This window comes from Streptococcus sp. 20925_1_77, from assembly GCF_041432125.1.
Lineage (GTDB): Bacteria > Bacillota > Bacilli > Lactobacillales > Streptococcaceae > Streptococcus.
In genome coordinates, this window is sequence record NZ_JAPVZB010000015.1 from 39,054 (window position 1) to 62,389 (window position 23,336).

General features: G+C 35.4%; 18 protein-coding genes and 3 tRNA genes. 12 read left to right on the top strand and 9 right to left on the bottom strand.

Features of this window, described 5'->3' with window-relative positions:
• The first annotated feature begins 90 nt into the window (after positions 1–90).
• Together yaaA and recF are read left to right on the top strand one after the other, a co-directional pair.
• Complete coding sequence (yaaA, locus tag O3626_RS08365) at positions 91–453, top strand: S4 domain-containing protein YaaA (protein ID WP_371496363.1); 363 nt, start codon at positions 91–93, stop codon at positions 451–453.
• Positions 453–1,547 (top strand): DNA replication/repair protein RecF, encoded by a 1,095-nt coding sequence (gene recF / locus O3626_RS08370; protein ID WP_371496365.1) that lies wholly within the window; start codon positions 453–455, stop codon positions 1,545–1,547. Before yaaA ends, recF begins: the two co-directional genes overlap by 1 nt.
• 45 nt (positions 1,548–1,592) lie before the next feature.
• On the opposite strand, the gene guaB is transcribed toward recF, so the two are convergent.
• Both guaB and trpS read right to left on the bottom strand, forming a co-directional pair.
• Positions 1,593–3,074: an IMP dehydrogenase gene (gene guaB / locus O3626_RS08375; RefSeq protein WP_315375755.1), complete on the bottom strand. Its 1,482-nt coding sequence runs from the start codon at positions 3,072–3,074 to the stop codon at positions 1,593–1,595.
• A 142-nt stretch (positions 3,075–3,216) separates the two neighbouring features.
• A complete protein-coding gene (trpS, locus tag O3626_RS08380) occupies positions 3,217–4,245 on the bottom strand; it encodes a tryptophan--tRNA ligase (RefSeq protein WP_049516054.1) in 1,029 nt (342 codons plus the stop codon).
• A 205-nt stretch (positions 4,246–4,450) separates the two neighbouring features.
• Here trpS and O3626_RS08385 point away from each other — a divergent pair, with 205 nt between their 5' ends.
• On the top strand, positions 4,451–6,073 hold the full coding sequence (locus O3626_RS08385; protein ID WP_368403375.1) for an ATP-binding cassette domain-containing protein: 1,623 nt from the start codon (positions 4,451–4,453) through the stop codon (positions 6,071–6,073).
• Positions 6,074–6,125: 52 nt separating this feature from the next.
• Positions 6,126–8,693 carry a YfhO family protein gene (locus O3626_RS08390; protein WP_371496367.1) on the top strand — a complete coding sequence of 856 codons (2,568 nt, stop codon included), beginning with the start codon at positions 6,126–6,128 and terminating at the stop codon, positions 8,691–8,693.
• A 97-nt stretch (positions 8,694–8,790) separates the two neighbouring features.
• Here O3626_RS08390 and O3626_RS08395 read toward each other — a convergent pair.
• The 6 genes from O3626_RS08395 to rlmH all read right to left on the bottom strand — a co-directional run bounded on the left by O3626_RS08395 (position 8,791) and on the right by rlmH (position 12,024).
• Positions 8,791–8,864 (bottom strand) — tRNA-Asn (locus O3626_RS08395).
• A gap of 8 nt (positions 8,865–8,872) precedes the next feature.
• Positions 8,873–8,944 (bottom strand) — tRNA-Glu (locus O3626_RS08400).
• Between the two features lie 50 nt (positions 8,945–8,994).
• Positions 8,995–9,753: a LytR/AlgR family response regulator transcription factor gene (locus tag O3626_RS08405; RefSeq protein ID WP_371496369.1), complete on the bottom strand. Its 759-nt coding sequence runs from the start codon at positions 9,751–9,753 to the stop codon at positions 8,995–8,997.
• Positions 9,750–11,090 carry a sensor histidine kinase gene (locus O3626_RS08410; protein WP_371496371.1) on the bottom strand — a complete coding sequence of 447 codons (1,341 nt, stop codon included), beginning with the start codon at positions 11,088–11,090 and terminating at the stop codon, positions 9,750–9,752. The genes O3626_RS08405 and O3626_RS08410 overlap by 4 nt, the downstream gene beginning before the upstream one ends.
• Before the next feature lie 338 nt (positions 11,091–11,428).
• A tRNA-Arg gene (locus O3626_RS08415) sits at positions 11,429–11,502 on the bottom strand.
• Positions 11,503–11,544: 42 nt separating this feature from the next.
• Positions 11,545–12,024: a 23S rRNA (pseudouridine(1915)-N(3))-methyltransferase RlmH gene (gene rlmH / locus O3626_RS08420; protein WP_003009233.1), complete on the bottom strand. Its 480-nt coding sequence runs from the start codon at positions 12,022–12,024 to the stop codon at positions 11,545–11,547.
• A gap of 204 nt (positions 12,025–12,228) precedes the next feature.
• Between rlmH and O3626_RS08425 the strand changes: the two genes are divergently transcribed.
• The 5 genes from O3626_RS08425 (at position 12,229) to O3626_RS08445 (ending at position 17,368) form a co-directional block, all read left to right on the top strand.
• Positions 12,229–13,410 (top strand): S1C family serine protease, encoded by a 1,182-nt coding sequence (locus O3626_RS08425; protein WP_371496373.1) that lies wholly within the window; start codon positions 12,229–12,231, stop codon positions 13,408–13,410.
• 71 nt (positions 13,411–13,481) lie between these two features.
• A complete protein-coding gene (locus O3626_RS08430) occupies positions 13,482–14,243 on the top strand; it encodes a ParB/RepB/Spo0J family partition protein (RefSeq protein WP_049514971.1) in 762 nt (253 codons plus the stop codon).
• A 266-nt stretch (positions 14,244–14,509) separates the two neighbouring features.
• Positions 14,510–15,868 carry a chromosomal replication initiator protein DnaA gene (dnaA, locus tag O3626_RS08435; protein WP_371496375.1) on the top strand — a complete coding sequence of 453 codons (1,359 nt, stop codon included), beginning with the start codon at positions 14,510–14,512 and terminating at the stop codon, positions 15,866–15,868.
• A gap of 159 nt (positions 15,869–16,027) precedes the next feature.
• Positions 16,028–17,164, top strand: a complete 1,137-nt coding sequence (gene dnaN / locus O3626_RS08440; RefSeq protein ID WP_371496377.1) for a DNA polymerase III subunit beta — start codon at positions 16,028–16,030, stop codon at positions 17,162–17,164.
• A 12-nt stretch (positions 17,165–17,176) separates the two neighbouring features.
• Positions 17,177–17,368: a DUF951 domain-containing protein gene (locus O3626_RS08445; protein WP_003002008.1), complete on the top strand. Its 192-nt coding sequence runs from the start codon at positions 17,177–17,179 to the stop codon at positions 17,366–17,368.
• A gap of 35 nt (positions 17,369–17,403) precedes the next feature.
• On the opposite strand, the gene O3626_RS08450 is transcribed toward O3626_RS08445, so the two are convergent.
• Positions 17,404–17,901, bottom strand: a complete 498-nt coding sequence (locus O3626_RS08450; RefSeq protein WP_371496380.1) for a DUF1307 domain-containing protein — start codon at positions 17,899–17,901, stop codon at positions 17,404–17,406.
• A gap of 178 nt (positions 17,902–18,079) precedes the next feature.
• Between O3626_RS08450 and ychF the strand changes: the two genes are divergently transcribed.
• The 3 genes from ychF (at position 18,080) to mfd (ending at position 23,333) form a co-directional block, all read left to right on the top strand.
• On the top strand, positions 18,080–19,195 hold the full coding sequence (ychF, locus tag O3626_RS08455) for a redox-regulated ATPase YchF (RefSeq protein ID WP_371496382.1): 1,116 nt from the start codon (positions 18,080–18,082) through the stop codon (positions 19,193–19,195).
• 69 nt (positions 19,196–19,264) lie between these two features.
• Positions 19,265–19,834, top strand: coding sequence for an aminoacyl-tRNA hydrolase (pth, locus tag O3626_RS08460; protein WP_371496384.1), 570 nt, complete (start codon positions 19,265–19,267; stop codon positions 19,832–19,834).
• 4 nt (positions 19,835–19,838) lie between these two features.
• Positions 19,839–23,333, top strand: coding sequence for a transcription-repair coupling factor (mfd, locus tag O3626_RS08465; RefSeq protein WP_371496386.1), 3,495 nt, complete (start codon positions 19,839–19,841; stop codon positions 23,331–23,333).
• The last annotated feature ends 3 nt before the right edge of the window (positions 23,334–23,336 follow it).

Sequence of the window (23,336 nt, forward strand, 5' to 3'; positions counted from 1 at the left end):
CAAACTGTGAAAAAGCTTCTCAAATCACTCAACATTCTCTACCCTAGATAAACTAAAAATATGGTATAATAACACGCAAAGAGGTGAACTATGAATTACAAATTATTTGATGACTTTATTACATTGCAAGCTATCTTAAAAGAACTTGGTATTATACAGAGCGGTGGTGCAATCAAAGCCTTTCTTCAAGAAAAAGAAGTCTTTGTTAATGGTGAATTAGAACAACGGAGAGGCCGTAAACTTCGTGTCAATGATCAAATTGACATCCCTGAACTGAACATGACTATCACCATTCTTGAGCCTTCCAAAGAGGAGATAGAAGAGCATCTCAAAGAGAGGGAAGAAAAAGAACGTGTTGCTAAACTTGTCAAGCAGCTCAATCAACAACAAAAGAAACAACCGACAAAGATTAACAAAAAGGAAAAAGCGATTCGCTTTCCTGGTATCTCGTAATGTGGTTAAAACAGTTATCCATTCAACATTTTCGTAATTATCAAGAACTTGAAGTCGAGTTTCATCCTGGATTAAATATTTTCTTAGGTCAAAATGCTCAAGGGAAGACCAATATTCTCGAATCCATTTATTTTCTGGCTTTAACTAGAAGTCATCGAACACGAAATGATAGAGATCTTATCTATTTTGAATCCACTGATTTTAAAGTTTCTGGTCAATTACAAAGGGAAACTGGCCCACTTCCATTAGAAATTTCCTTGACACCAAAAGGTCGGATAACTAAAGTAAATCATTTAAAACAAGCCAAATTATCGAACTATATTGGCCATATGAATGTTGTCCTTTTCGCACCCGAAGATTTGCAACTGATCAAAGGGTCACCTGCAGGACGTCGAAAGTTTATTGACATTGAATTAGGTCAGATGAAACCTATCTACTTATCCGACTTATCTCAATACAACCATGTTCTCAAACAAAGAAATAGTTACCTAAAAAATTCAGAAAAAATTGATGCTACATTTTTGGAGGTGTTAGATTCTCAACTAGCTAGTTTTGGAAGTCGCGTCATCCATCATCGACTTGATTTTATAAAAAAATTAGAAGCTAAAGCAAAAGAAAAACACACTCGACTTTCTAACAACAAAGAAAACCTATCAATTCAATATCAGTCAACTGTTTTTTCTGAAGAAGTAAACGATATAGAGGAGCAGTTTCTCTATATGTTGGAAAAAAATCGTCAGAAGGATATTTTTAGGAAAACAACAAGTATTGGACCTCACAGGGATGACTTGGCATTTTTTATAAATAATATGAATGCTACCTTTGGCAGTCAAGGTCAGCATCGAAGTGTTGTTCTTTCTCTAAAATTAGCAGAAATCGAATTGATGGAAGAAATCACAAGAGAAAAGCCTATTTTATTACTTGACGATGTCATGAGTGAACTTGACAATTATCGTCAACTTCAATTACTTGAAACCATCTCTAATAATATTCAGACATTTATTACAACGACAACTCTCGATCATTTAAAAGAACTACCTGAAGAGTTGAAAATTTTTACTGTTCAAGCTGGCCATATCAAAACAACACCTTGACAATATTGTCAAGGTGTTGTTAATTATATTTACATTTTTGTAAACTTATTGTGCCGAGTAGTTAGGAGCTTCGTTTGTAATTTGCACATCATGAGGATGACTTTCTTTCAATCCTGCGCCACTCATTTCAACAAATTGTGCATGATCATGTAAATCTTGAATGGTTGCTGCACCAACATAACCCATACCTGAACGAATACCACCGATCATTTGGAAGACCATATCTGCTACAGAACCTTTATAAGCAACGCGTCCTTCAATTCCTTCAGGAACCAATTTATTGGCTTCATTGACAGATCCTTGGAAGTAACGGTCGCTAGAACCTTTCTTCATTGCTGCAATAGATCCCATACCACGGTATGTTTTAAATTTACGACCTTGGAAGATTTCTGTTTCACCTGGTGCTTCATCTGTACCTGCAAGCATTGAGCCAAGCATAACCGCATTTCCACCAGCTGCGAGGGCTTTGACAATATCTCCTGAATACTTGATACCACCATCAGCAATGATCGTTTTCCCATATTCACGAGCTACAGCGGCTGCATCATAAATAGCAGTAACTTGAGGGACACCAACCCCTGCAACAACACGAGTTGTACAGATTGATCCTGGACCAATTCCGACCTTAACTACGTCTACCCCTGCATCAAATAATGCACGCGCACCTTCAGCTGTTGCAATATTTCCTGCAATCAAGGTACGATCTGGGAAGTGAGCACGAATTTCTGCGATCTTACGAAGAACACCTGCAGAATGTCCATGAGCAGTATCGATGACAATAGCATCTGCACCAGCTTCAAAAAGAGCTTCTGCACGTTCAAAAGTATCTGAAGTAACCCCTACGGCACCAGCCACAAGCAAACGACCAAATTCATCTTTAGCCGCATTTGGAAACTCAATAACTTTTTCAATATCCTTGATTGTAATCAAGCCAGAAAGACGACCATTTTCATCTACCAATGGTAATTTTTCAATACGGTGCTCTTGTAGAATACGTTCAGCTGTTTCTAAATCGGTTCCAACCGGTGCAGTTACCAAGTTTTCACTTGTCATATGATTTGAAATGGGTTGATTGTAATCAGAAATAAAACGCAAATCTCGGTTTGTTAAGATACCAACTAATTTACGATTTTCAAGTGTTTCAACAACAGGAACACCACTGATTCGGTATCGTCCCATGAGCTCATTTGCTTCTAAAATTGTATGAGATGGGGTCAAATAGAAAGGATCAATAATAACACCATTTTCAGAACGTTTTACTTTGCGTACTTCATCTGCTTGTTGCTCAATTGACATATTTTTATGGATCACACCAAGTCCACCAGCACGTGCCATTGCAATTGCCATTTGACTTTCTGTCACTGTATCCATTGCGGCAGTAATGATTGGGATGTTCAAGCGTAAATTACTTGCTAATTGTGTACTTAAATCTGCATCATTAGGCAATACGTGACTTTCTGCTGGAATCAAAAGCACATCATCGAATGTAAACCCTTTTTTTAAAAACTTTGTGTCCCAATTAGACATTAGCTGGATCCTCTTTTCTTTTTATTGAGCAAGGCTCGAATTTTTATTGTTAATATCATACCATTCTATCGCAATTTGTCAATCATTTATTAGTAAATTATCAATGAACAGTAAAGAAATGTTCGCTATTAATGAAGTCGGTTTATTTTTTAAAATAGGTAATTCCCATCGCAGATTTTACTTCATCCAGTGTCTGAGCTGCTACATTTCGAGCGCGCTCACTTCCTTTTTCAAGAATAGAGTATACTTCCCCCATATCCTTTGCAAACTCAAGGCGTCTTTCACGAATTGGTCTTAATTCACGATCTAAAATTTCTAAAAGATATCGTTTGGTCTTTACATCACCAAGTCCACCACGTTGATAATGTTCTTTCATTTCTGCAATTTCAGCTGCATCTTCTGGACGGCCAAATACATCTAGGTAATGAAATACCATATTTCCTTCGATTTTTCCTGGATCCTCTACTTTAATATGATCCGGATCAGTATACATACTCATCACTTTTTTCTTTAAAGTATCTGCATCATCAGCTAGGTAAATTCCATTATTCAACGATTTAGACATTTTAGCATTTCCATCTAAACCAGGTAAGCGACCAGCTCCCTCATTTTCAGGATAAATTCCTTCTGGTTCGACCAAAGCATCTGTGTTGTAAGCATGGTTAAAGGAACGAACAATCTCACGAGTTTGTTCAATCATTGGTTTTTGGTCATTTCCTACTGGAACAAAATTTGCTTTAAATGCTGTAATATCAGCTGCTTGTGAAATAGGGTATACCAAAAATCCTGTTGGAATACTCTCACCAAAACCTTTTTGAGAAATCTCAGTTTTTACAGTTGGGTTTCTTTCAAGTCGTGCCAAAGATACCAGATTCATATAATACATAGTCAATTCTGCCAATTCAGGAATCTGACTTTGAATGAAAATCGTAACCTTTTCAGGATCCAATCCTGCAGCAAGATAATCTAAAGCAACATTTCCAATAGATTCTACAATTGTTTTTGGATCTTTTGCATGGTCTGTCAAAGCTTGCTGGTCTGCTAGAAAAACAAACATATTATACTCGTCTTTATTTTGTAGCAAGACGCGATTTTTTAAAGAACCTACATAGTGGCCAATATGAAGTTTTCCTGTTGGTCTATCTCCTGTCAAAATGATGGGTTTTGTCATACTCTTCTCCTTAATCGTTATCCCTATCATTATAGCACTTTCTAGTTGAAAATGTTAGTCTTCCCTCTATGTTTGTGACGAAATAATACTTTACTATCTTGTCAACTAAATTTACAAAATTGTAAAAATAAATTGACACTAAAAAAGTTGAATTTTCCCCTATTTTCTAGTAAAATGAAGACATTATAGAAAGAGGAGAATATCATTGCTTACAGTATCAGACGTCTCACTACGTTTTAGTGATCGAAAATTGTTTGACGATGTCAATATCAACTTTACAGAAGGAAATACATACGGTCTTATCGGTGCCAATGGTGCTGGAAAATCAACCTTTTTAAAAATTTTAGCTGGAGATATTGAACCAACAACTGGTCATATTTCTCTCGGTCCTGATGAACGTTTGTCCGTTTTGCGTCAAAATCACTTTGACTATGAAGACGAACGGGTCATCGATGTTGTCATTATGGGAAATGAAAAGCTCTACAACATTATGAAAGAGAAAGATGCTATCTACATGAAAGAAGATTTTTCTGATGAAGACGGCGTCCGTGCAGCTGAACTTGAAGGTGAATTTGCCGAACTCGGTGGATGGGAAGCAGAAAGTGAAGCATCTCAATTGCTTCAAAATCTAAATATTTCAGAAGACCTTCATTATCAAACGATGAGCGAGTTAGCTAACGGGGATAAAGTGAAAGTTCTCTTAGCTAAAGCACTTTTTGGTAAACCAGATGTCCTTCTTTTAGACGAACCAACCAACGGTCTCGATATTCAATCCATTACCTGGTTAGAAGATTTTCTGATTGATTTTGAAAATACGGTTATCGTTGTATCCCATGACCGTCACTTTTTGAATAAAGTCTGCACCCATATGGCAGATCTTGACTTTGGAAAAATTAAACTTTACGTCGGAAACTATGATTTCTGGAAAGAATCTTCTGAACTTGCAGCAAAATTACAAGCAGATAGAAACGCAAAAGCTGAAGAAAAAATTAAACAATTGCAAGAGTTTGTCGCACGATTCTCAGCCAATGCTTCAAAATCAAAACAAGCAACATCTCGTAAAAAAATGCTTGACAAGATTGAGTTAGAAGAAATTGTTCCATCTAGCCGGAAGTACCCATTTATCAACTTTAAGGCGGAACGAGAAATCGGTAACGATCTCTTGACAGTAGAAAATCTTTCTGTCAAGATTGATGGAGAAACCATCCTTGACAATATCAGCTTTATCTTACGTCCTGGTGATAAAACCGCTCTTATCGGACAGAACGATATTCAAACAACCGCTTTGATCCGTGCATTGATGGATGATATTGAATATGAAGGAACTGTTAAGTGGGGAGTCACAACTAGTCGTTCTTATCTACCCAAGGACAACAGTCGAGATTTTGCTGGTGGTGAAAGTATTCTTGATTGGCTTCGTCAATTTGCAAGTAAAGAAGAAGATGACAACACTTTCCTTCGTGGTTTCTTAGGACGGATGCTCTTTTCAGGTGACGAAGTTAACAAGTCTGTCAACGTCTTGTCAGGAGGAGAAAAAGTTCGTGTCATGTTGTCTAAATTGATGCTCCTTAAGTCAAACGTTCTTGTACTAGATGATCCAACCAATCACTTGGATTTGGAGTCCATTTCAAGTTTGAATGATGGATTGAAGAATTTTAAAGAATCAATTATCTTTGCCAGCCATGACCACGAATTCATTCAAACACTCGCCAACCATATTATCGTTCTTTCAAAAAACGGCGTGATCGATCGCATTGATGAAACCTATGATGAGTTTCTTGAAAATGAAGAAGTTCAAGCAAAAGTGAAAGAACTTTGGAGTCAATAATAAAAATAAAGAGCCCTGAAATAATGATTTCAGGCTCTTTCAGTAGAAATATATGAATAAAACAAAGCTAAAAACATCCCTTTTTATAGTATCTTCTTTCCTGATTCCAGCTATCATGATGTTCTGTATTTACCTCTCACAAGGAATCTACTGGAACAGTGATACATCCCCATTATTAGGAGATGGTTATCATCAGTATGTCATTTTTGATACCACACTTCGAAATATTTTACATGGGACAGATAGCCTATTTTATAGTTTTCAAAGCGGATTAGGCATTAATTTCTATGCACTCAGTAGCTATTATCTAGGAAGTTTCTTTTCTCCTCTTGTCTACTTCTTTAATGCACAATCCATGCCGAATGCTGTTTATCTCATCACTCTTCTAAAATTTGGTGCAATTGGTCTGAGTACTTATATTAGTCTACATGGGATGTTTTCTAAAATCCCTAGAAGCCTGGTTCTTACCCTTTCAACATCCTTTGCTCTGATGAGCTTTGCCATTAGTCAAATTGAAATTAAAACTTGGCTAGATGTTTTTATCTTAGCACCATTGATTCTTTATGGATTCAAAAAATTAATTCACAATGAGGGAGAGATTCTCTATTTTATCAGCTTAACCAGCTTGTTTATCCAAAATTATTATTTTGGGTTTATGATGTCTATTTTTCTCATTTTATGGTACTTGACACAACTGTCATGGAACATAAAGGAAATTGGAAAACGTTTCTTCCATTTTGTGATTGTATCTCTTTTATCAGTTATAACAAGTCTTGTGATGTTATATCCAACCTTCTTAGATTTACGTACTCATGGAGAAAATTTTTCAAAGGTTGACAGTATCTTTACAGAAAAAAGTTGGTATCTTGACGTATTTGCAAAAAATTTCATTGGAAGTTTTGACACTACTAAATATGGATCCATTCCAATGATCTACGTAGGGCTATTTCCACTGCTACTAGCAATCACCTTTTTCTTTGTAAAGTCGATCAAGTTTCACGTGAAACTTTCTCACTTTATACTATTGACCATTCTTATTTTGAGTTTTCGTTTTCAAATATTAGATCTCCTTTGGCAAGGTATGCACGCGCCAAATATGTTTCTTCATCGATACTCTTGGATCTTTTCTTTGACGATTATTCTAATGGCAGGAGAAGTTCTAAATCGAATGGAGGAGATCACTTGGATTCGTTTTAGTCTTGCTAGTTTCCTCCTTATTCTAGGATTTGGATCAACTATCCTTTTCAGCAGTCACTATAAATTTTTAGATGCTGTCAATTTCATTGTTACTTTTGAATTTTTAATCGCCTTCTATTTAGTCTGTTTAGGATTTATCTTAAAAAAAATACCGCCCAGACTTTTCTATCTTTCTATTATCTTCTTTTCCTTATTTGAATTATCGGTGAATAGTTATTATCAAATGGAAGGAATTGCAAATGAATGGGTCTTTGCTTCTCGGTCATCCTACGAACGCGACTTAAAAGCCATCCAATCCTTAGTAAGAGGGAAGACAGACTCGAATTATCGGACTGAGATTCTACAGCCACAAACGGGCAATGATAGCATGAAGTATGGTTATAATGGAATTTCTCAATTTTCATCTGTACGAAATACGGATGCTAGTTCGACATTGGACAAACTTGGATTTAAATCTGAAGGAACCAACCTCAATCTTCGATACCAAAACAATTCTATTTTAATGGATAGTCTATTTGGTGTTCGCTATAATTTAAGCCAACAACCTGTTCAAAAATTTGGATTTAAAGAGATTGCAACCAAAAATGGAGTCTCACTTTCAGAAAATGAATATGCCTTACCAATCGCCTTTCTCTCAATAAAACCTTATAAAAATACTTCTTTTACGAATTTGACACTGGATAATCAAACACGATTCATCCATCAAATCACAGATAAAAAATATAAATTTTATAAGAAATTAAATATTCTCTCGCCTACTTCACAAAATAGTACATCTTCGTTGCAAACTGCAAAAATTGAAGAAGATAGTCATCTATCCTACGCAAGTATTCAATATGAAGTAACGGTTCCTGCCCATAGTCAACTGTATGTCAATGTTCCAAATTTACATTTTTTAAATGATGATCGAAAAGATATTGAAATCGACTACAATGGACAGACCCAACGCTATACCATTGATAATGCCTTCCCATTCTTTTCGATTGGCTATTTTGACACAGAGGAAACGGTTACTATTCGTATGAGTTTCCCAGAAAATTCGACGGTTTCCTTTGATACACCAGAATTTTTTGCTCTAAATCTCGACCAATATATACAAGCTATTACCACCATTCGTCAGCAAGAAGTTGCTATTCACAAAAAGAAAAATAAATTGGTGGCAGCCTATAACGCAAATAGAGATACTACTCTGATTTTTACACTGCCTTATGATAAAGGCTGGTCAGCTAAACAAAATGGGAAACCTATCCACATTTATCGCATCCAGAAAGGATTAATGGGAGTTCGTGTTCCAAAAGGATCTGGAACAGTCACTTTAACATTTGTTCCTCAAGGCTTCGTTGAAGGACTCATTGCCTTTTTCGTTGGAATCGTTCTCTTTTTCCTCTACGAATGGAGACAGATAAAAAGACGAAAAAGCTAAGGAATATGACTATCGTTCTTATAAATAGAAGGCTAGGATAGCAATTATCCTAGCCTTTTTTCAAAACAAAAAAACACCCAAATGGGTGCTATACTAGCTCCGCCAGTAGGACTCGAACCTACGACATCATGATTAACAGTCATGCGCTACTACCAACTGAGCTATGGCGGAATGAGATATAGTCCGTACGGGATTCGAACCCGTGTTACCGCCGTGAAAAGGCGGTGTCTTAACCCCTTGACCAACGGACCATATATTCATTAACAGAACATATCCCATTATATCAAAATTTAACTAATTGTCAAGCACTAAATTCTAAATTTTGCTCTTCGATTAATTTTTTAACACGTTTGATATTGCTTCTTGAGATTGGACAAGAATACCCTTCTTTCAACAACAACTGTTTCCTTTTCTTATCCATTCCAACGATCATACTTCTATTCACGATATAAGATTGATGGGGACTGAAATATCTCTCCTCCACATCTTTCTCCAAGACATCTGATAAACTTCCTGCAATTTCTTTTTGAAAATTTTTCCCAACTAAGTTTAATTTATAAGCAGAACCAACAGTTTCAATATAAAGAATATCTTTAAATGGAATTTTTATCTTTTTATCCTTAAAGTCATACTCAAAATAATCTGTCAAATCATCATTTCCAATTTGAATAGTTGTTAGGTACTCAATACACTCCTTGATTTTTAATCTAAATAAATCTTCATTCAAATTTTTATCAATAAAATCCAAGGCAGATACTTTATAACGATAGGTAATTGAAGCGAATTCTGATTTTGTAGTAATAAAAACAATAATGGCATAAGGATTTGCTTCTCGTATTCTTTGAGCAATTTCTAACCCACAGTACTCATTATCTTGGATATGAATATCTAGAAAATATAATTGGTGGATATCCGAATGCTGGATATAATTTTCAAATTCCGTAATTTTACCAGTAGAAATCACGTCAATTTTAATTTCTAATTCCTTAGCAATTTCTGCAATGTGTTTTTCTACCCGTATTTGTTGAGAGAGCTCGTCTTCTAATAAAAAAATCTTCATTCTTGTTCATATCCTCCAATCTTCAAAACTTGTAAAAAACGATTTCCTTGCAATTCTGTTTCTAAAAACATCGTTCCATAATTTGCTAAGATTTTTCTTACATTATTTAATCCTAGTCCTCTATTTTCTCCTTTTGTCGAATAGCCTTCTTCATATATTTTCTTGATATCAAAAGTGATTTCATTTGTTGTATTATGAATCACTAAGTAAACAATTTTTGAAATAGAAAAAATAGCAACATGAACTTTCTTTTCTTCCGCTTCTTTTGAAGCTTCCAAAGCATTTGTCACCAGAATTCCAACAATTCTTACGATATCTAATAAATCAACTGGTAGTTGCTCAATTGGTTCACTTGTTTCAAAGGTCATTTCTACCCCAGCATCTCTTGCATCCAACCAGCCTCGAATCAAAATACTTCGTAAAGCAGAATCTTTGATATTGACCAAGTTGAATCCTGATAATTCTTCTGTGTTTATCTCTTTATAACCTTTTTCCAATACTTCTCTATGGATTCTCTGTATTTCTGGAATATTTTCTTCCTTAATAGCTAATGACATAGAAATCACCAAATTTCCCAAATCGTGACGAAATCCCCTAACAATAGAATAGAGGCTTTGAATTTCAGCCATATACCGACTCATTTGTTGCTCAGAAAATTCTTTATACTCCAGTTCTAAATTTTTACGATACTGATCTCGCTCGATTTTCATATGAAATAAGCTAACTACAAAAGAGAAAAAACAAATCGTTGCCAACATACTCCCAAAATTTTTATATTGCGCTTGCTCACTAATCCATAAAGCAAAATTAATCACTACAAATATGGCGAAATAAACACAGATAAGTCTCTTTAAATATTTTTCAAATTCTTTCTCATAAAAAGGAGTGAAATCAAATTCAAATAAGTCAATTAACTTCAAGATGATCACTAAAGAAACCAAACGAATGCACATATTGTAAACAATCGAGTGAGCTGCTACAAAAGCATCCCCTAACACTGAAGAGACAATTATCGTCAGAAAAGTTGCTGTTCCTTCAACCGCTAAATAAGTAAAAAAAGAATAAAAAATGGCGCACAAGCGATTCGTTCGATTGGCAAAATGATAATAAGGATATAAATAAACCGGCCATAAGAGCATATTTAAATCAGAGAGTCGAATATTTGAAAATAAAGTCACATCTAAAAATACTAAGAGACTTTCAAAAAGAAGAACAAAGGTGCTCAGCAGAAAGATAAATGCAAATTGATGTTCCTGATAGATTTTTTCGTCCACTAATGCAAACGTCAGAACAATGATCCCTCCCAAGAGAAAAGACAAGACTAATGACTGAATCACACAAACTCTCCCATTTTGTTTTTTCTATTTTATTATACTCTAGTATTATTATAAAAAAATAAAATTTTATATACAAAAAATTATAATATAAAATAGCCTAAAATTAAAGGGAAACGGTAAAATTGTAATGTTTTTGTTACATAAATGAAAACTATTTTACACAATTTATATAATCTACACTTTGCACTATATAGGGATTGTTAGTTCTTTTTTTAAATATTCCTAATAATTCATTCCATTACTATTTATCTATAGTGAAGTATACAAAAATTAATAGATAATGAAAATTTATACATTTTACAAAAAAGAAAAGATGCAGCAAAAACTGCATCTTCATTTGATCCCAGCAGGATTCGAACCTGCGACCGTTCGCTTAGAAGGCGAATGCTCTATCCAGCTGAGCTATGAGACCGAACTTACTTCATTTTAGCAGAAAAAGGAAGGAGCGTCAAGGTTATTTATGGTAAGGGCTCCCCTGTTGAATCATGAAAGCACGATAGATCTGTTCCACCAACACTAATTTCATCAACTGATGAGGAAGAGTTAATTGACCAAAGCTCATTAATAGATTTCCTCTTTTTTTCACTTCAGGAGACAGACCAAGACTGCCTCCAATAACAAAAGTAAGGTTTGAATAACCAGATGTCATAATCTGGTCGATCGTTTGACTAAATTTCTCTGAAGGAAATTGTTTTCCTTCAATGGCCAGTACAATCACATATTCTTTATCCGAAATTTTAGAGAGAATTCGTTCTCCCTCTTTTTCAAGGATTTGTTGATTTTCGAGTTGACTAGCACGATCTGGAGTTTTTTCATCAACTAACTCAACCTGTTCTACTTTCGCAAATCGACCAAGCCTTTTAATATACTCCGCGATCCCATCTTTTAAGTATTTTTCTTTTAATTTTCCAACGGTTATCAATTTTATTTTCATTCTCCTATTGTAGCATAATTCTTTAATTCCACAAATAATCCACAGGTAAAGAAAGGAAAGCTGTTCTATAAAGTCCTTTTTAAAGCTATTTCTAAACTAAATGTTACAAGTTATCCACAAATTGTGGATAACTTTAATTATTTAAGTTATAATTAAGAAAGTTTTTCTATACTCTAGACAATTTGATAGCCTTAGGAGGAAAATATGAAATCTTCATCTAATTTACTGAAAAAAATTGGAAACATAACCCTCATTTTTGTTGTGGGTTTACTAGGTGGGATTCTTGGAACCTTTTTAATCTTACAAACATCTCATTCTTCTACTTCCAATACTGAAAGTAAGCAAGTCCACTCAACCACTGTTAAAACAGCCTATAAAAATACGACCTCAACTAGTGAGGCCGTCGATAAAGTAAAAAATGCTGTGGTTTCTGTGATCACTTACTCTGATTCTTCGAATCAAGGATTGTTTGAAAAAGAAGACAATTCAGACTCACAAATTTCTAGTGAAGGTTCTGGGGTCATTTATAAAAAAGAAGGAAAATATGCTTACCTTGTTACCAATACCCATGTGATCAATGGTGCAAAAAAAGTAGATATTCTCTTAGCAGATGGTAATAAAGTCCCTGGAGAAGTAGTTGGATCAGATGTCTATTCCGATATCGCAGTAGTTCGCATTAGTGCGGATAAAGCAAAGGCAGTAGCTGAATTCGGAGATTCAAACCAATTAACGGTCGGTGAGACTGCGATTGCAATCGGTAGCCCTCTTGGAACTGATTATGCTAATTCTGTTACCCAAGGAATTATTTCTAGCCAAGGTCGCAATGTGAAATTGAAAGCCGATAATGGACAAAATATCTCTACACGCGCTCTACAAACAGACGCAGCCATCAACCCAGGAAACTCTGGAGGTCCATTAATCAATATTCAAGGACAAGTCATCGGGATTACCTCAAGTAAAATTTCAAATAACGGACAAACTTCAGTAGAAGGAATGGGATTTGCAATTCCTGCAAATGATGTTGTCAATATTATCAAGCAACTAGAAGAAAAAGGAAAAGTAGTTCGACCAGCTCTTGGAATCCAAATGATGGATTTATCCAACCTTTCAACTTCTGATTTAAGCCAATTAAAACTTCCTGAAAAAATCTCTGGAGGAGTACTGGTTCGTTCAACACTTGAAAATATGCCTGCTTCAGATAAATTGCAACGCTACGATGTGATCACAAAGATAGACGATACAACTATCGAGTCAACTGCAGATTTACAATCTGCCCTCTATTCTCACCAAATCAATGATACGATCAAGGTCACATTCTATCGTGATGGAAAACAACAAACAACTTCTATCAAGTTAACAAAATCAACTGAGGATCTTAGTGAGTAATTCTTATCCTATTGACATACTTGTAAACACACCTTTACGAATTTGTAAAGGTGTGTTATTCTATTCATAAGATGGAAAAATTAGAAAAGATAGCGGTAAAGGACATTCGAACTAATCCTTTCCAACCAAGAAAAGTATTTGATCAAGAAAAATTAGAAGAACTGGCTCAGTCAATCAAAGAAAATGGCTTAATTCAACCCATTATTGTCAGAAAATCTCCGATTATTGGTTTTGAATTGCTTGCAGGTGAAAGACGTTTTAGAGCTTCAAAAATTGCTGGATTAAAGCTTGTTCCTGCGATTATTAAAGAGTTAACTGATCAAGAAATGATGCGACAAGCCATTATCGAAAATCTTCAACGAGAAGATCTCAATCCAATCGAAGAAGCTATCTCCTACCAGAAGCTAGTTGATCATGGCTATAAGCACGACCAAATCGCTCAATTTATGGGGAAATCTAGACCTTATATCAGCAATATGCTTCGCTTGTTACATCTAGCTCCCTCTGTTCAAGAGGCAGTCATTCAAAATGATATTTCTTCGGCTCACGCGCGTGTTCTCGTTCCTCTTGATGAAGAAGAGCAGCGCTTTTGGTTGGAGCGAATCAAACAGGATCATTTAAATGTTCGAACATTAGAGAACAAGATCAGTTCAAAAAGAAAACAGAAAAATAAAAAAGTAAAAGAAAATTTCCTACTAGAAGAGGAACAACGATTGAAAAAAATATTGGGAACAGAAGTGACGATACACTCCTCTTCGCAAAATAAAGGAACTATCCAAATTTCTTTTTCAAGTCTCGATGAATACCAACGAATTATCAACAGCCTAAAATAAGGCTGTTATTTTTATTTTTGTATTGACAAGTTTTTCCACCATAATAATCTTTTGTAAATATCATAAAAATAAGGATATTCTCTAGTTATCCCCACTTTGTGGATAACTTTTAAAAACAATGTGAATTTAAATCCACAACCTGTGGAAAAGTTTAAAAATATAATTTTCTTCCCTAAAATTTAGCCTGTGGAAAACTATTTTCGTTTGTGGTAGAATAGGAGTAAGTATGATTTGATACAATTCAAGAAAAGGAGGGAAGTCTGATAGTGTCACAAGAGGAGCAATTTTGGTCTCGTTTTTTAGAATTAGCCCAATTACAACTAAAAGATAGTGCGTATGACTTTTTTGTAGCTGATTCAAAATTAGTCAAAATCGATGGAGAGACAGCTACCATTTATCTTGATGGAAATTATAAAGAATTGTTTTGGGAAACAAATCTAAAAAATGCTTTGATCACAGCCAGCTTTGAAGTCTACAATACAGATTTGAAGTTCCATTTCGTTTTTGAAGATACCGAAGAAATTCCTAGTAATCATAGCAGTGAGAATAGGAGACTGTCTTCAGGTAGCTTAACAACCGAACCGTTACCTAAAATTGATACAGGTCTGAAATCGAAGTATACCTTTGATAATTTTGTGCAAGGGGATGGAAATATTTGGGCGAAAGCAGCAGCGCTTGCAGTTTCTGAAAATCTTGCAACAACTTACAACCCTCTCTTTATCTATGGTGGACCAGGGCTTGGAAAGACTCACCTATTGAATGCAATTGGAAATCAAATCCTAGAAAATATTCCAAATGCACGGGTTAAGTATGTCCCAGCAGAAACCTTTATTAATGAATTTTTAGAGCACCTTCGATTAGGAGAGATGAAGACGTTCAAGAACACCTATCGAAGTTTAGATCTTTTATTGATCGATGATATCCAGTCACTTGGTGGAAAAAAAGTCACGACTCAAGAGGAATTCTTTAATACCTTTAATGCCCTCCATAGTGACAACAAACAGATTGTTCTAACAAGTGATCGAAGTCCGGATCATTTAGATAGTCTTGAAGAGCGGTTAGTTACTCGTTTCAAATGGGGACTAACTCAAAATATAACACCACCAGATTTTGAAACTCGGATTGCCATCTTACGGAATAAAATTGAAAATCTAGACTATATTTTTCCTAATGACACACTAGAATATCTAGCTGGTCAATTTGATTCAAATGTCCGAGACTTAGAGGGAGCCTTAAATGATATTTCTTTAATGGCGAAGGTAAAGAAACTAAAAGAAATTACGATCGATGTTGCAGCTGAAGCTATTCGAGCTCGTAAAAATGATAATAGCAAGACGCTTGTCATCCCTATTGAAAAAATTCAGGAAGCAGTTGGAGCCTTCTATGGAGTCAGTGTAAAAGAAATCAAAGGTTCTCGAAGAGTTCAGAATATTGTCCTAGCACGACAAGTGGCTATGTATCTTTCAAGAGAGATGACGGACAACTCCCTTCCTCGAATCGGAAAAGAATTTGGTGGGAAAGACCACACGACTGTCATTCATGCCTATGAAAAAATTAAAAGTATGGTCGATACAGATGATAATCTTCGACTCGAAATTCAAAGCATCAAGAAAAAATTAAATTAATTTGTGGATAACTTTCTATAAACTTCTTGGGGTTATACACAATTTTTAAACAAGTAACTTTTCAAGTCGTAGATAGGATTCTGAAAGTTTTCCACAACTTCCACACAACCTACTATTACTATTAACTTACTAATAATAAAATAAATAAAAGGAATGACCATGATAAATTTCTCTATTAACAAAACTTTATTTTTACAAGCACTAAATACTACGAAAAGAGCTATCAGTTCAAAAAATGCTATTCCAATCCTCTCAACAATTAAAATAGATGTAACTCCAGAAGGAGTTGCCTTATCTGGATCTAATGGCCAAATTTCAATTGAAAACTTTATTTCTATTAAAGATGAAAATGCAGGTTTATTAGTGACTTCTCCAGGTTCTATTTTATTGGAAGCAACTTTCTTTATTAATGTGGTTTCAAGTTTACCAGATGTTACTTTAGATTTTAAAGAGATTGAACAAAAACAAGTTCTCTTAACAAGTGGTAAATCAGAAATTACTCTTAAAGGAAAAGATGCAGATCAATATCCACGTATCCAAGAAATTGCTGCAAGTAATCCATTAGTTTTGGAAACAAAATTATTAAAACAATTGATTAATGAAACGGCATTTGCAGCAAGTGTACAAGAGAGTCGTCCAATTTTAACAGGCGTTCACTTTGTTTTATCAGATAATAAAGAGCTAAAAACAGTAGCAACAGACTCTCACCGTATGAGTCAAAAAGTGATTACACTGGAGAAAAATGGAGACAACTTTGATGTCGTCATCCCAAGTCGTTCTCTTCGTGAATTCACCTCTGTCTTTTCTGATGATATTGAAACAGTTGAAGTTTTCTTTGCTAACAATCAAATCCTCTTTAGAAGTGAACACATTAGTTTCTATACCCGTTTGCTAGAAGGAAATTACCCTGATACAGATCGTCTCATTCCAACAGAGTTCAATACAGAGGCAACCTTCAATGTGGCCAACCTTCGATTTGCAATGGAGCGTGCTCGTCTTCTTTCAAATGCAACTCAAAACGGAACGGTTAAATTAGAGTTCAAAAATGGAGTAGTTTCTTCCCACGTTCATTCACCAGAAGTTGGACGAGTAAATGAAGAAATCGATACTAACGCTGTGTCAGGAGAGGATTTGTCAATCAGCTTTAATCCAACTTATTTGATTGAGGCGCTAAAAGCTATTGAAAGTGAACAAGTTGTTATTCGTTTCATTTCTTCTGTTAGACCATTTACATTGGTTCCGGAAGGAAATGAACAAGGGTTCATTCAATTAATTACGCCAGTTCGCACAAATTAACATAGGTGAATCATGTATACGTTAGGTGATTTTGTAGAAATGAAAAAGCCTCACGCTTGTGTGATAAAAGAAACAGGCAAGAAGGCAAATCGTTGGGAAATTACGCGACTTGGTGCAGATATAAAAATCAAGTGTAGCAATTGTGATCATGTGGTCATGATGAGTCGCCATGATTTTGAACAGAAAATGAAGAAAGTATTATAAAAGGTTCAGTCACTTATGTGACCGAACCTTTTCAATTATTTTAATTCTTCAAATTTTCCATTTTTAACTTCTTTGAAACCACTTTGTTTCATCATATCAACAGTTGATTTGTAGCTGATATAGTCAACTTTTTTATCTTTTTGTGTCGTTACTAATTTCTTTTCAATTAGCTGATCTAAGTCTGCCTTTTCATAACTTACAGTTGTTTTTTCGACCATATAATCATCTTTGTATTCAGCAGAATGTGTGAATCCTTTGACATCTTTGTATTCTTCGTCATATTTATCGATCATTTCCTTTAATTGATCCTTCGTAACTCCTGCCTCTTTGTAATAAATAGTAGTGGTAGTTTGGTTACTGATCGCTTTATCACCTTTATGTTCTAGTGTAATCCGAACGTCTGTTTTCTTTTCTTGGTTGATTCCTTGAAGGTAGGATTTTTGAACAGATTGTTGTCCACAAGCTCCAAGAAGAAAGAGTGTAAAGATAGCGATTAAAGAAAGGAAAATAGATTTCCATGTTTGTTTTTTCATCTGAAAAACTCCTTTGTTAGTTGTTAAATAGAGTATACCATATTTATCTTTTTTAGAACGTTACAGTTTGATGAAAAAATCTAGTTTCAAAAGTCATGAAATATTTCATTTTTCATCACTTGTCTTTTGAATTATGTTATAATAAAAGAGATTGAAATTTGAACGGAGAAAAAGAAAAATGGCATTAACAGCAGGTATCGTTGGCTTACCAAACGTTGGTAAATCAACCCTATTTAACGCAATTACAAAAGCAGGAGCAGAGGCCGCAAACTATCCCTTTGCGACCATTGATCCAAACGTCGGTATGGTAGAAGTTCCTGATGAACGACTACAAAAATTAACTGAAATGATTACTCCTAAGAAGACAGTTCCGACCACTTTTGAATTTACCGATATTGCTGGGATTGTAAAAGGTGCATCAAAAGGAGAAGGTCTTGGTAATAAATTCTTGGCTAACATCCGTGAAGTAGATGCTATTGTCCATGTAGTGCGTGCTTTTGATGATGAAAATGTCATGCGGGAACAAGGTCGTGAAGATGCCTTTGTTGATCCACTAGCAGATATTGATACTATCAATTTAGAATTAATTTTAGCCGATTTAGAGTCTGTCAATAAACGATATGCGCGTGTAGAAAAAATCGCTCGCACACAAAAAGATAAGGATTCTGTTGAGGAATTTAATGTTCTACAAAAAATCAAACCAGTTCTTGAAGATGGAAAATCAGCTCGGACCATTGAATTCACGGAGGAAGAACAAAAAGTGGTGAAAGGACTTTTCCTTTTGACTACCAAACCAGTTCTTTATGTAGCAAATGTGGATGAAGATGTTGTTGCAGATCCAGACTCTATTGACTATGTTAAGCAAATTCGTGACTTTGCGGCGACAGAGAATGCGGAAGTAGTTGTGATTTCTGCGCGTGCTGAGGAAGAAATTTCTGAGCTAGATGATGCAGATAAGCAAGAATTTTTAGAGGCAATTGGTTTAACAGAGTCTGGAGTTGATAAACTCACGCGTGCAGCTTACCATTTACTAGGACTTGGAACTTACTTTACAGCTGGTGAAAAAGAAGTACGTGCTTGGACTTTCAAACGTGGTATGAAAGCTCCTCAAGCAGCTGGTATCATCCACTCTGATTTCGAAAAAGGATTTATTCGTGCAGTGACTATGTCTTATGATGATTTGGTGAAATACGGATCTGAAAAGGCTGTAAAAGAAGCTGGACGCTTGCGAGAAGAAGGAAAAGAATATATTGTCCAAGATGGAGACATCATGGAATTCCGTTTCAATGTTTAAGAAAGTTAAAAATATATAAAGGTTGGAAAAAATATTTCCAACCCTTTTAGTGTTTTGAAAGGAAAAGAGATGACGAAATTAATTGTTGGATTGGGAAATCCAGGTGATAAGTATGTTGAAACCAAACACAATGTAGGCTTTATGTTAGTGGATCAAATGGCAAAGTCTTTAAATCTTACTTTCTCCCATGATAAGATTTTTCAAGCTGATGTTGCCTCAACATTTTTGAATGGTGAAAAGATGTATTTTGTGAAACCAACCACCTTCATGAACGAGAGTGGAAAAGCAGTCCATGCTCTTCTGACTTATTATGGTCTGGATATTGAAGATCTTTTGGTTGTTTACGATGATTTAGATATGGAAGTTGGCAAGATTCGTCTTCGAGCTAAAGGATCAGCTGGAGGTCATAACGGAATCAAATCGATTATCAATCATATTGGAACTCAGACTTTTTATAGAATTAAGATTGGAATTGGAAGACCTAAGCAGGGTATGTCAGTTGTTCATCATGTCTTAGGAAAATTTGATAAAGACGATTACATCACCATTCTACAAACAATCGATCGAGTAGAAGAAGCTGTCAATGATTACTTGGTAGAAGAAAATTTTGAAAGAAGCATGCAGAAATACAACGGGTAAGTAGATGAATGTAATTGATTTAGTGAGTCAAAACTCCAACCTTCTATCCTGGCAACAAGGTTTGCAGAAAAATAATAGGGAATTGATCTTAGGATTGTCCGCGACTACTAAGGCTATTGTAATGGCTTCCGCTTTTGATTCTATTGAAAAAGCAGTCCTCGTCACCTCCAGTTATAACGAAGCGGAACGATTGGCTAGTGATTTTATTGCCTTACTTGGAGAGGACAAGGTCCATACATTTTTGGGAGATGATAACCCTTTAGCAGAATTTGTTTTTGCTTCACAAGAAAGGCAATTTGCACGATTAGAAGCTTTGAACTTTTTATGTCAAGAGGATCGTCAAGGTATCCTTGTGACCAATGTAAGTGGTATCAAACTACTATTACCTTCTCCTAAAGTTTTTGTATCTAGCATTTTTCAATTGAAGGTTGGTCAAGAAATAGACTTAACTACTCTGAGTGAAACATTACAGAAAATCGGCTATCAAAAAGTGGGCCAGGTTTTGCAACAAGGTGAGTTCAGTATACGAGGAGATATTTTAGATATCTTTGAGATCGACCAACTCCAACCTTATCGGATTGAATTTTTTGGAGATGAGATTGATGGGATCCGAATCTTTGACCCAGAAAGCCAGCGTTCTGTTGAAAATGTCGAAGAAGTTCAACTGAAAGCGGTGAGTGATCTATTATTGCAAGAGGAAGATTTCATCCGTGGTCAGAAGCAAATCGAACAATTGCAAGAACAGAGCGCTAATGAAGAATTTAAATCTTATCTAGCAGAAATTCTAGGAGATATTTCTCAAAGAAAACTCCATCCGGATCTTAGAAAATTTATTAGTTTCTTTTATGAGAAACAATATACATTATTTGATTATCTTCCTAAACACACTCCTGTCTTTCTGGATGATTATCAAAAAATAGCCGATCAAATAGCGAGATTTGAACTAGATACAGCTAATTTCTTGACGGAAGATTTACATAAAAATAGAGCTTCTTCTCGCCAAGTTTATTTTGCAGACACCAGTACAATATTACGAAAATATACACCTGCAACTTATTTTTCAAACTTTCAAAAAGGATTGGGAAATCTGAAGTTTGATCATTTGTATCAATTTAATCAATACCCAATGCAGGAGTTTTTTGGACAATTTGATTTGCTAAAAGAGGAAATTGAACGGTATCGAAAATCAAACTATACGGTTATTGTCCAAGCAAGTTCTCATCACAATCTTCAACAGCTCCATAAAAATTTAGAAGAGTATGGAATTCGATTAGATTATATCGATGGGGATGCGATCATCCCTCAAGCTAGTCAATTAATTGTTGGAGGACTAGCTCACGGTTTTCAATTTGTTGATAAAAAAATTGTCTACATTACAGAGTCAGAGATTTATCAGAAAAAAATCAAGCGAAAGATTCGCAGGCAAAATATTTCCAATGCAGAACGTCTAAAAAATTATAACGAACTGGAAAAAGGGGACTATGTTGTTCACCAAGTTCATGGTATTGGTCAATATTTGGGAATTGAAACGATTGAAATTTCGGGTGTCCATCGTGATTATGTCTCCATTCAATATCAAAATGGAGATCGCATCTCGATTCCTGTCGATCAGATTCAGATGTTGTCCAAATACGTTGCAAGTGATGGAAAAACGCCAAAAATTAACAAATTAAACGATGGTCGTTTCCAAAAAACGAAGCAAAAGGTTCAGACCCAGGTGGAGGATATTGCGGATGATTTGATAAAACTCTATGCAGAGCGTAGTCAATTAGAAGGTTTTGCTTATTCTTCAGATGACGAAAATCAAGAAGCTTTTGAACAAGATTTTCCATATATTGAAACAGATGATCAGTTGCGCTCCATTGAAGAAATCAAAAAAGATATGGAATCGAATCGTCCGATGGACCGACTGCTGGTTGGAGACGTCGGTTTTGGGAAAACAGAGGTTGCTATGCGAGCAGCCTTTAAGGCAGTAAATGATCATAAACAAGTAGCAGTGCTGGTTCCTACGACTGTTCTTGCCCAACAACATTATGCCAATTTTAAGGAGCGTTTTGAAGCTTTTGCGGTAGAAGTTGCTGTTTTAAGTCGTTTTCAGAGTAAAGCAGAGCAGAAGGAAACGCTTGAAAAATTGAAAAAAGGACGAGTGGACATTATTATTGGAACTCACCGGTTATTGTCTAAAGATGTCGTCTTTTCAGACTTGGGCTTGATTGTGATCGATGAAGAGCAACGTTTTGGAGTAAAGCACAAAGAAACATTGAAAGAATTGAAAAAAAAGGTGGATGTGCTTACCTTGACAGCTACCCCTATTCCTCGGACGCTCCATATGTCTATGTTAGGAATTCGAGATTTGTCTGTCATTGAAACACCTCCAACTAATCGGTATCCTGTGCAAACTTTTGTACTAGAGACCAACCCAACTATTATTCGAGATGCTGTGTTGCGGGAGATAGATCGTGGAGGTCAAGTGTACTATCTTTACAATAAGGTAGATACGATTGAACAAAAAGTATCCGAGTTAAAAGAGTTGATTCCAGAGGCTTCGATTAGCTTTGTTCATGGCCAAATGAGTGAAGTTCGCCTGGAAAATACCTTGTTGGATTTCATTAATGGCGAATACGATGTCTTAGTGACGACAACCATTATTGAGACAGGTGTGGATATTCCAAATGCCAATACACTCTTTATTGAAAATGCGGATCATATGGGACTTTCAACTCTTTATCAACTAAGAGGTCGTGTGGGACGAAGCAACCGAATCGCTTATGCTTATTTGATGTATCGTCCAGACAAATCTCTTACAGAAGTGTCTGAAAAACGTTTAGAAGCTATTAAAGGTTTTACTGAGTTGGGGTCTGGATTTAAAATTGCTATGCGAGATCTATCGATCCGTGGAGCAGGGAATATCCTTGGAGCTTCTCAATCTGGTTTCATCGATTCAGTTGGTTTTGAAATGTATTCTCAATTGTTAGAAGAAGCTATTGCTAAGAAACAAGGCCAAGAGCATCGCAGGCAAAAGAGTAATGCAGAGTTGAACCTTCAAATAGATGCTTATTTACCTAATGAATATATTTCAGATCAACGTCAAAAAATTGAAATTTACAAACAAATTCGTGAAATGAATTCTGCGAGTGACTATGAATACTTGCAAGATGAATTGATTGATCGTTTTGGAGAATACCCAGATGTTGTCGCCTATCTACTTGAAATTGGTTTAGTGAAAGCTTACTTGGATCAAGTCTTTGTCCGTCTTGTTGAGAGAAAACAACAAAAATTGACAGTGAAATTTGAACCTATTGCCAAACAACTGTTTTTAACACAGGATTATTTCAAAGCTCTGTCAATGACACAGTTGAAGGCACAGATTGCTGAAGAAAAGGGATTAATTGAAGTAATCTTTGATATTCGAAACAAGAAAGATTTTGAAATTTTAGAAGCTCTGAAGCAATTTGGTCAAACCTTATTGGAAATTAAACAGGAAAAAGAAGAGAACTAGCAG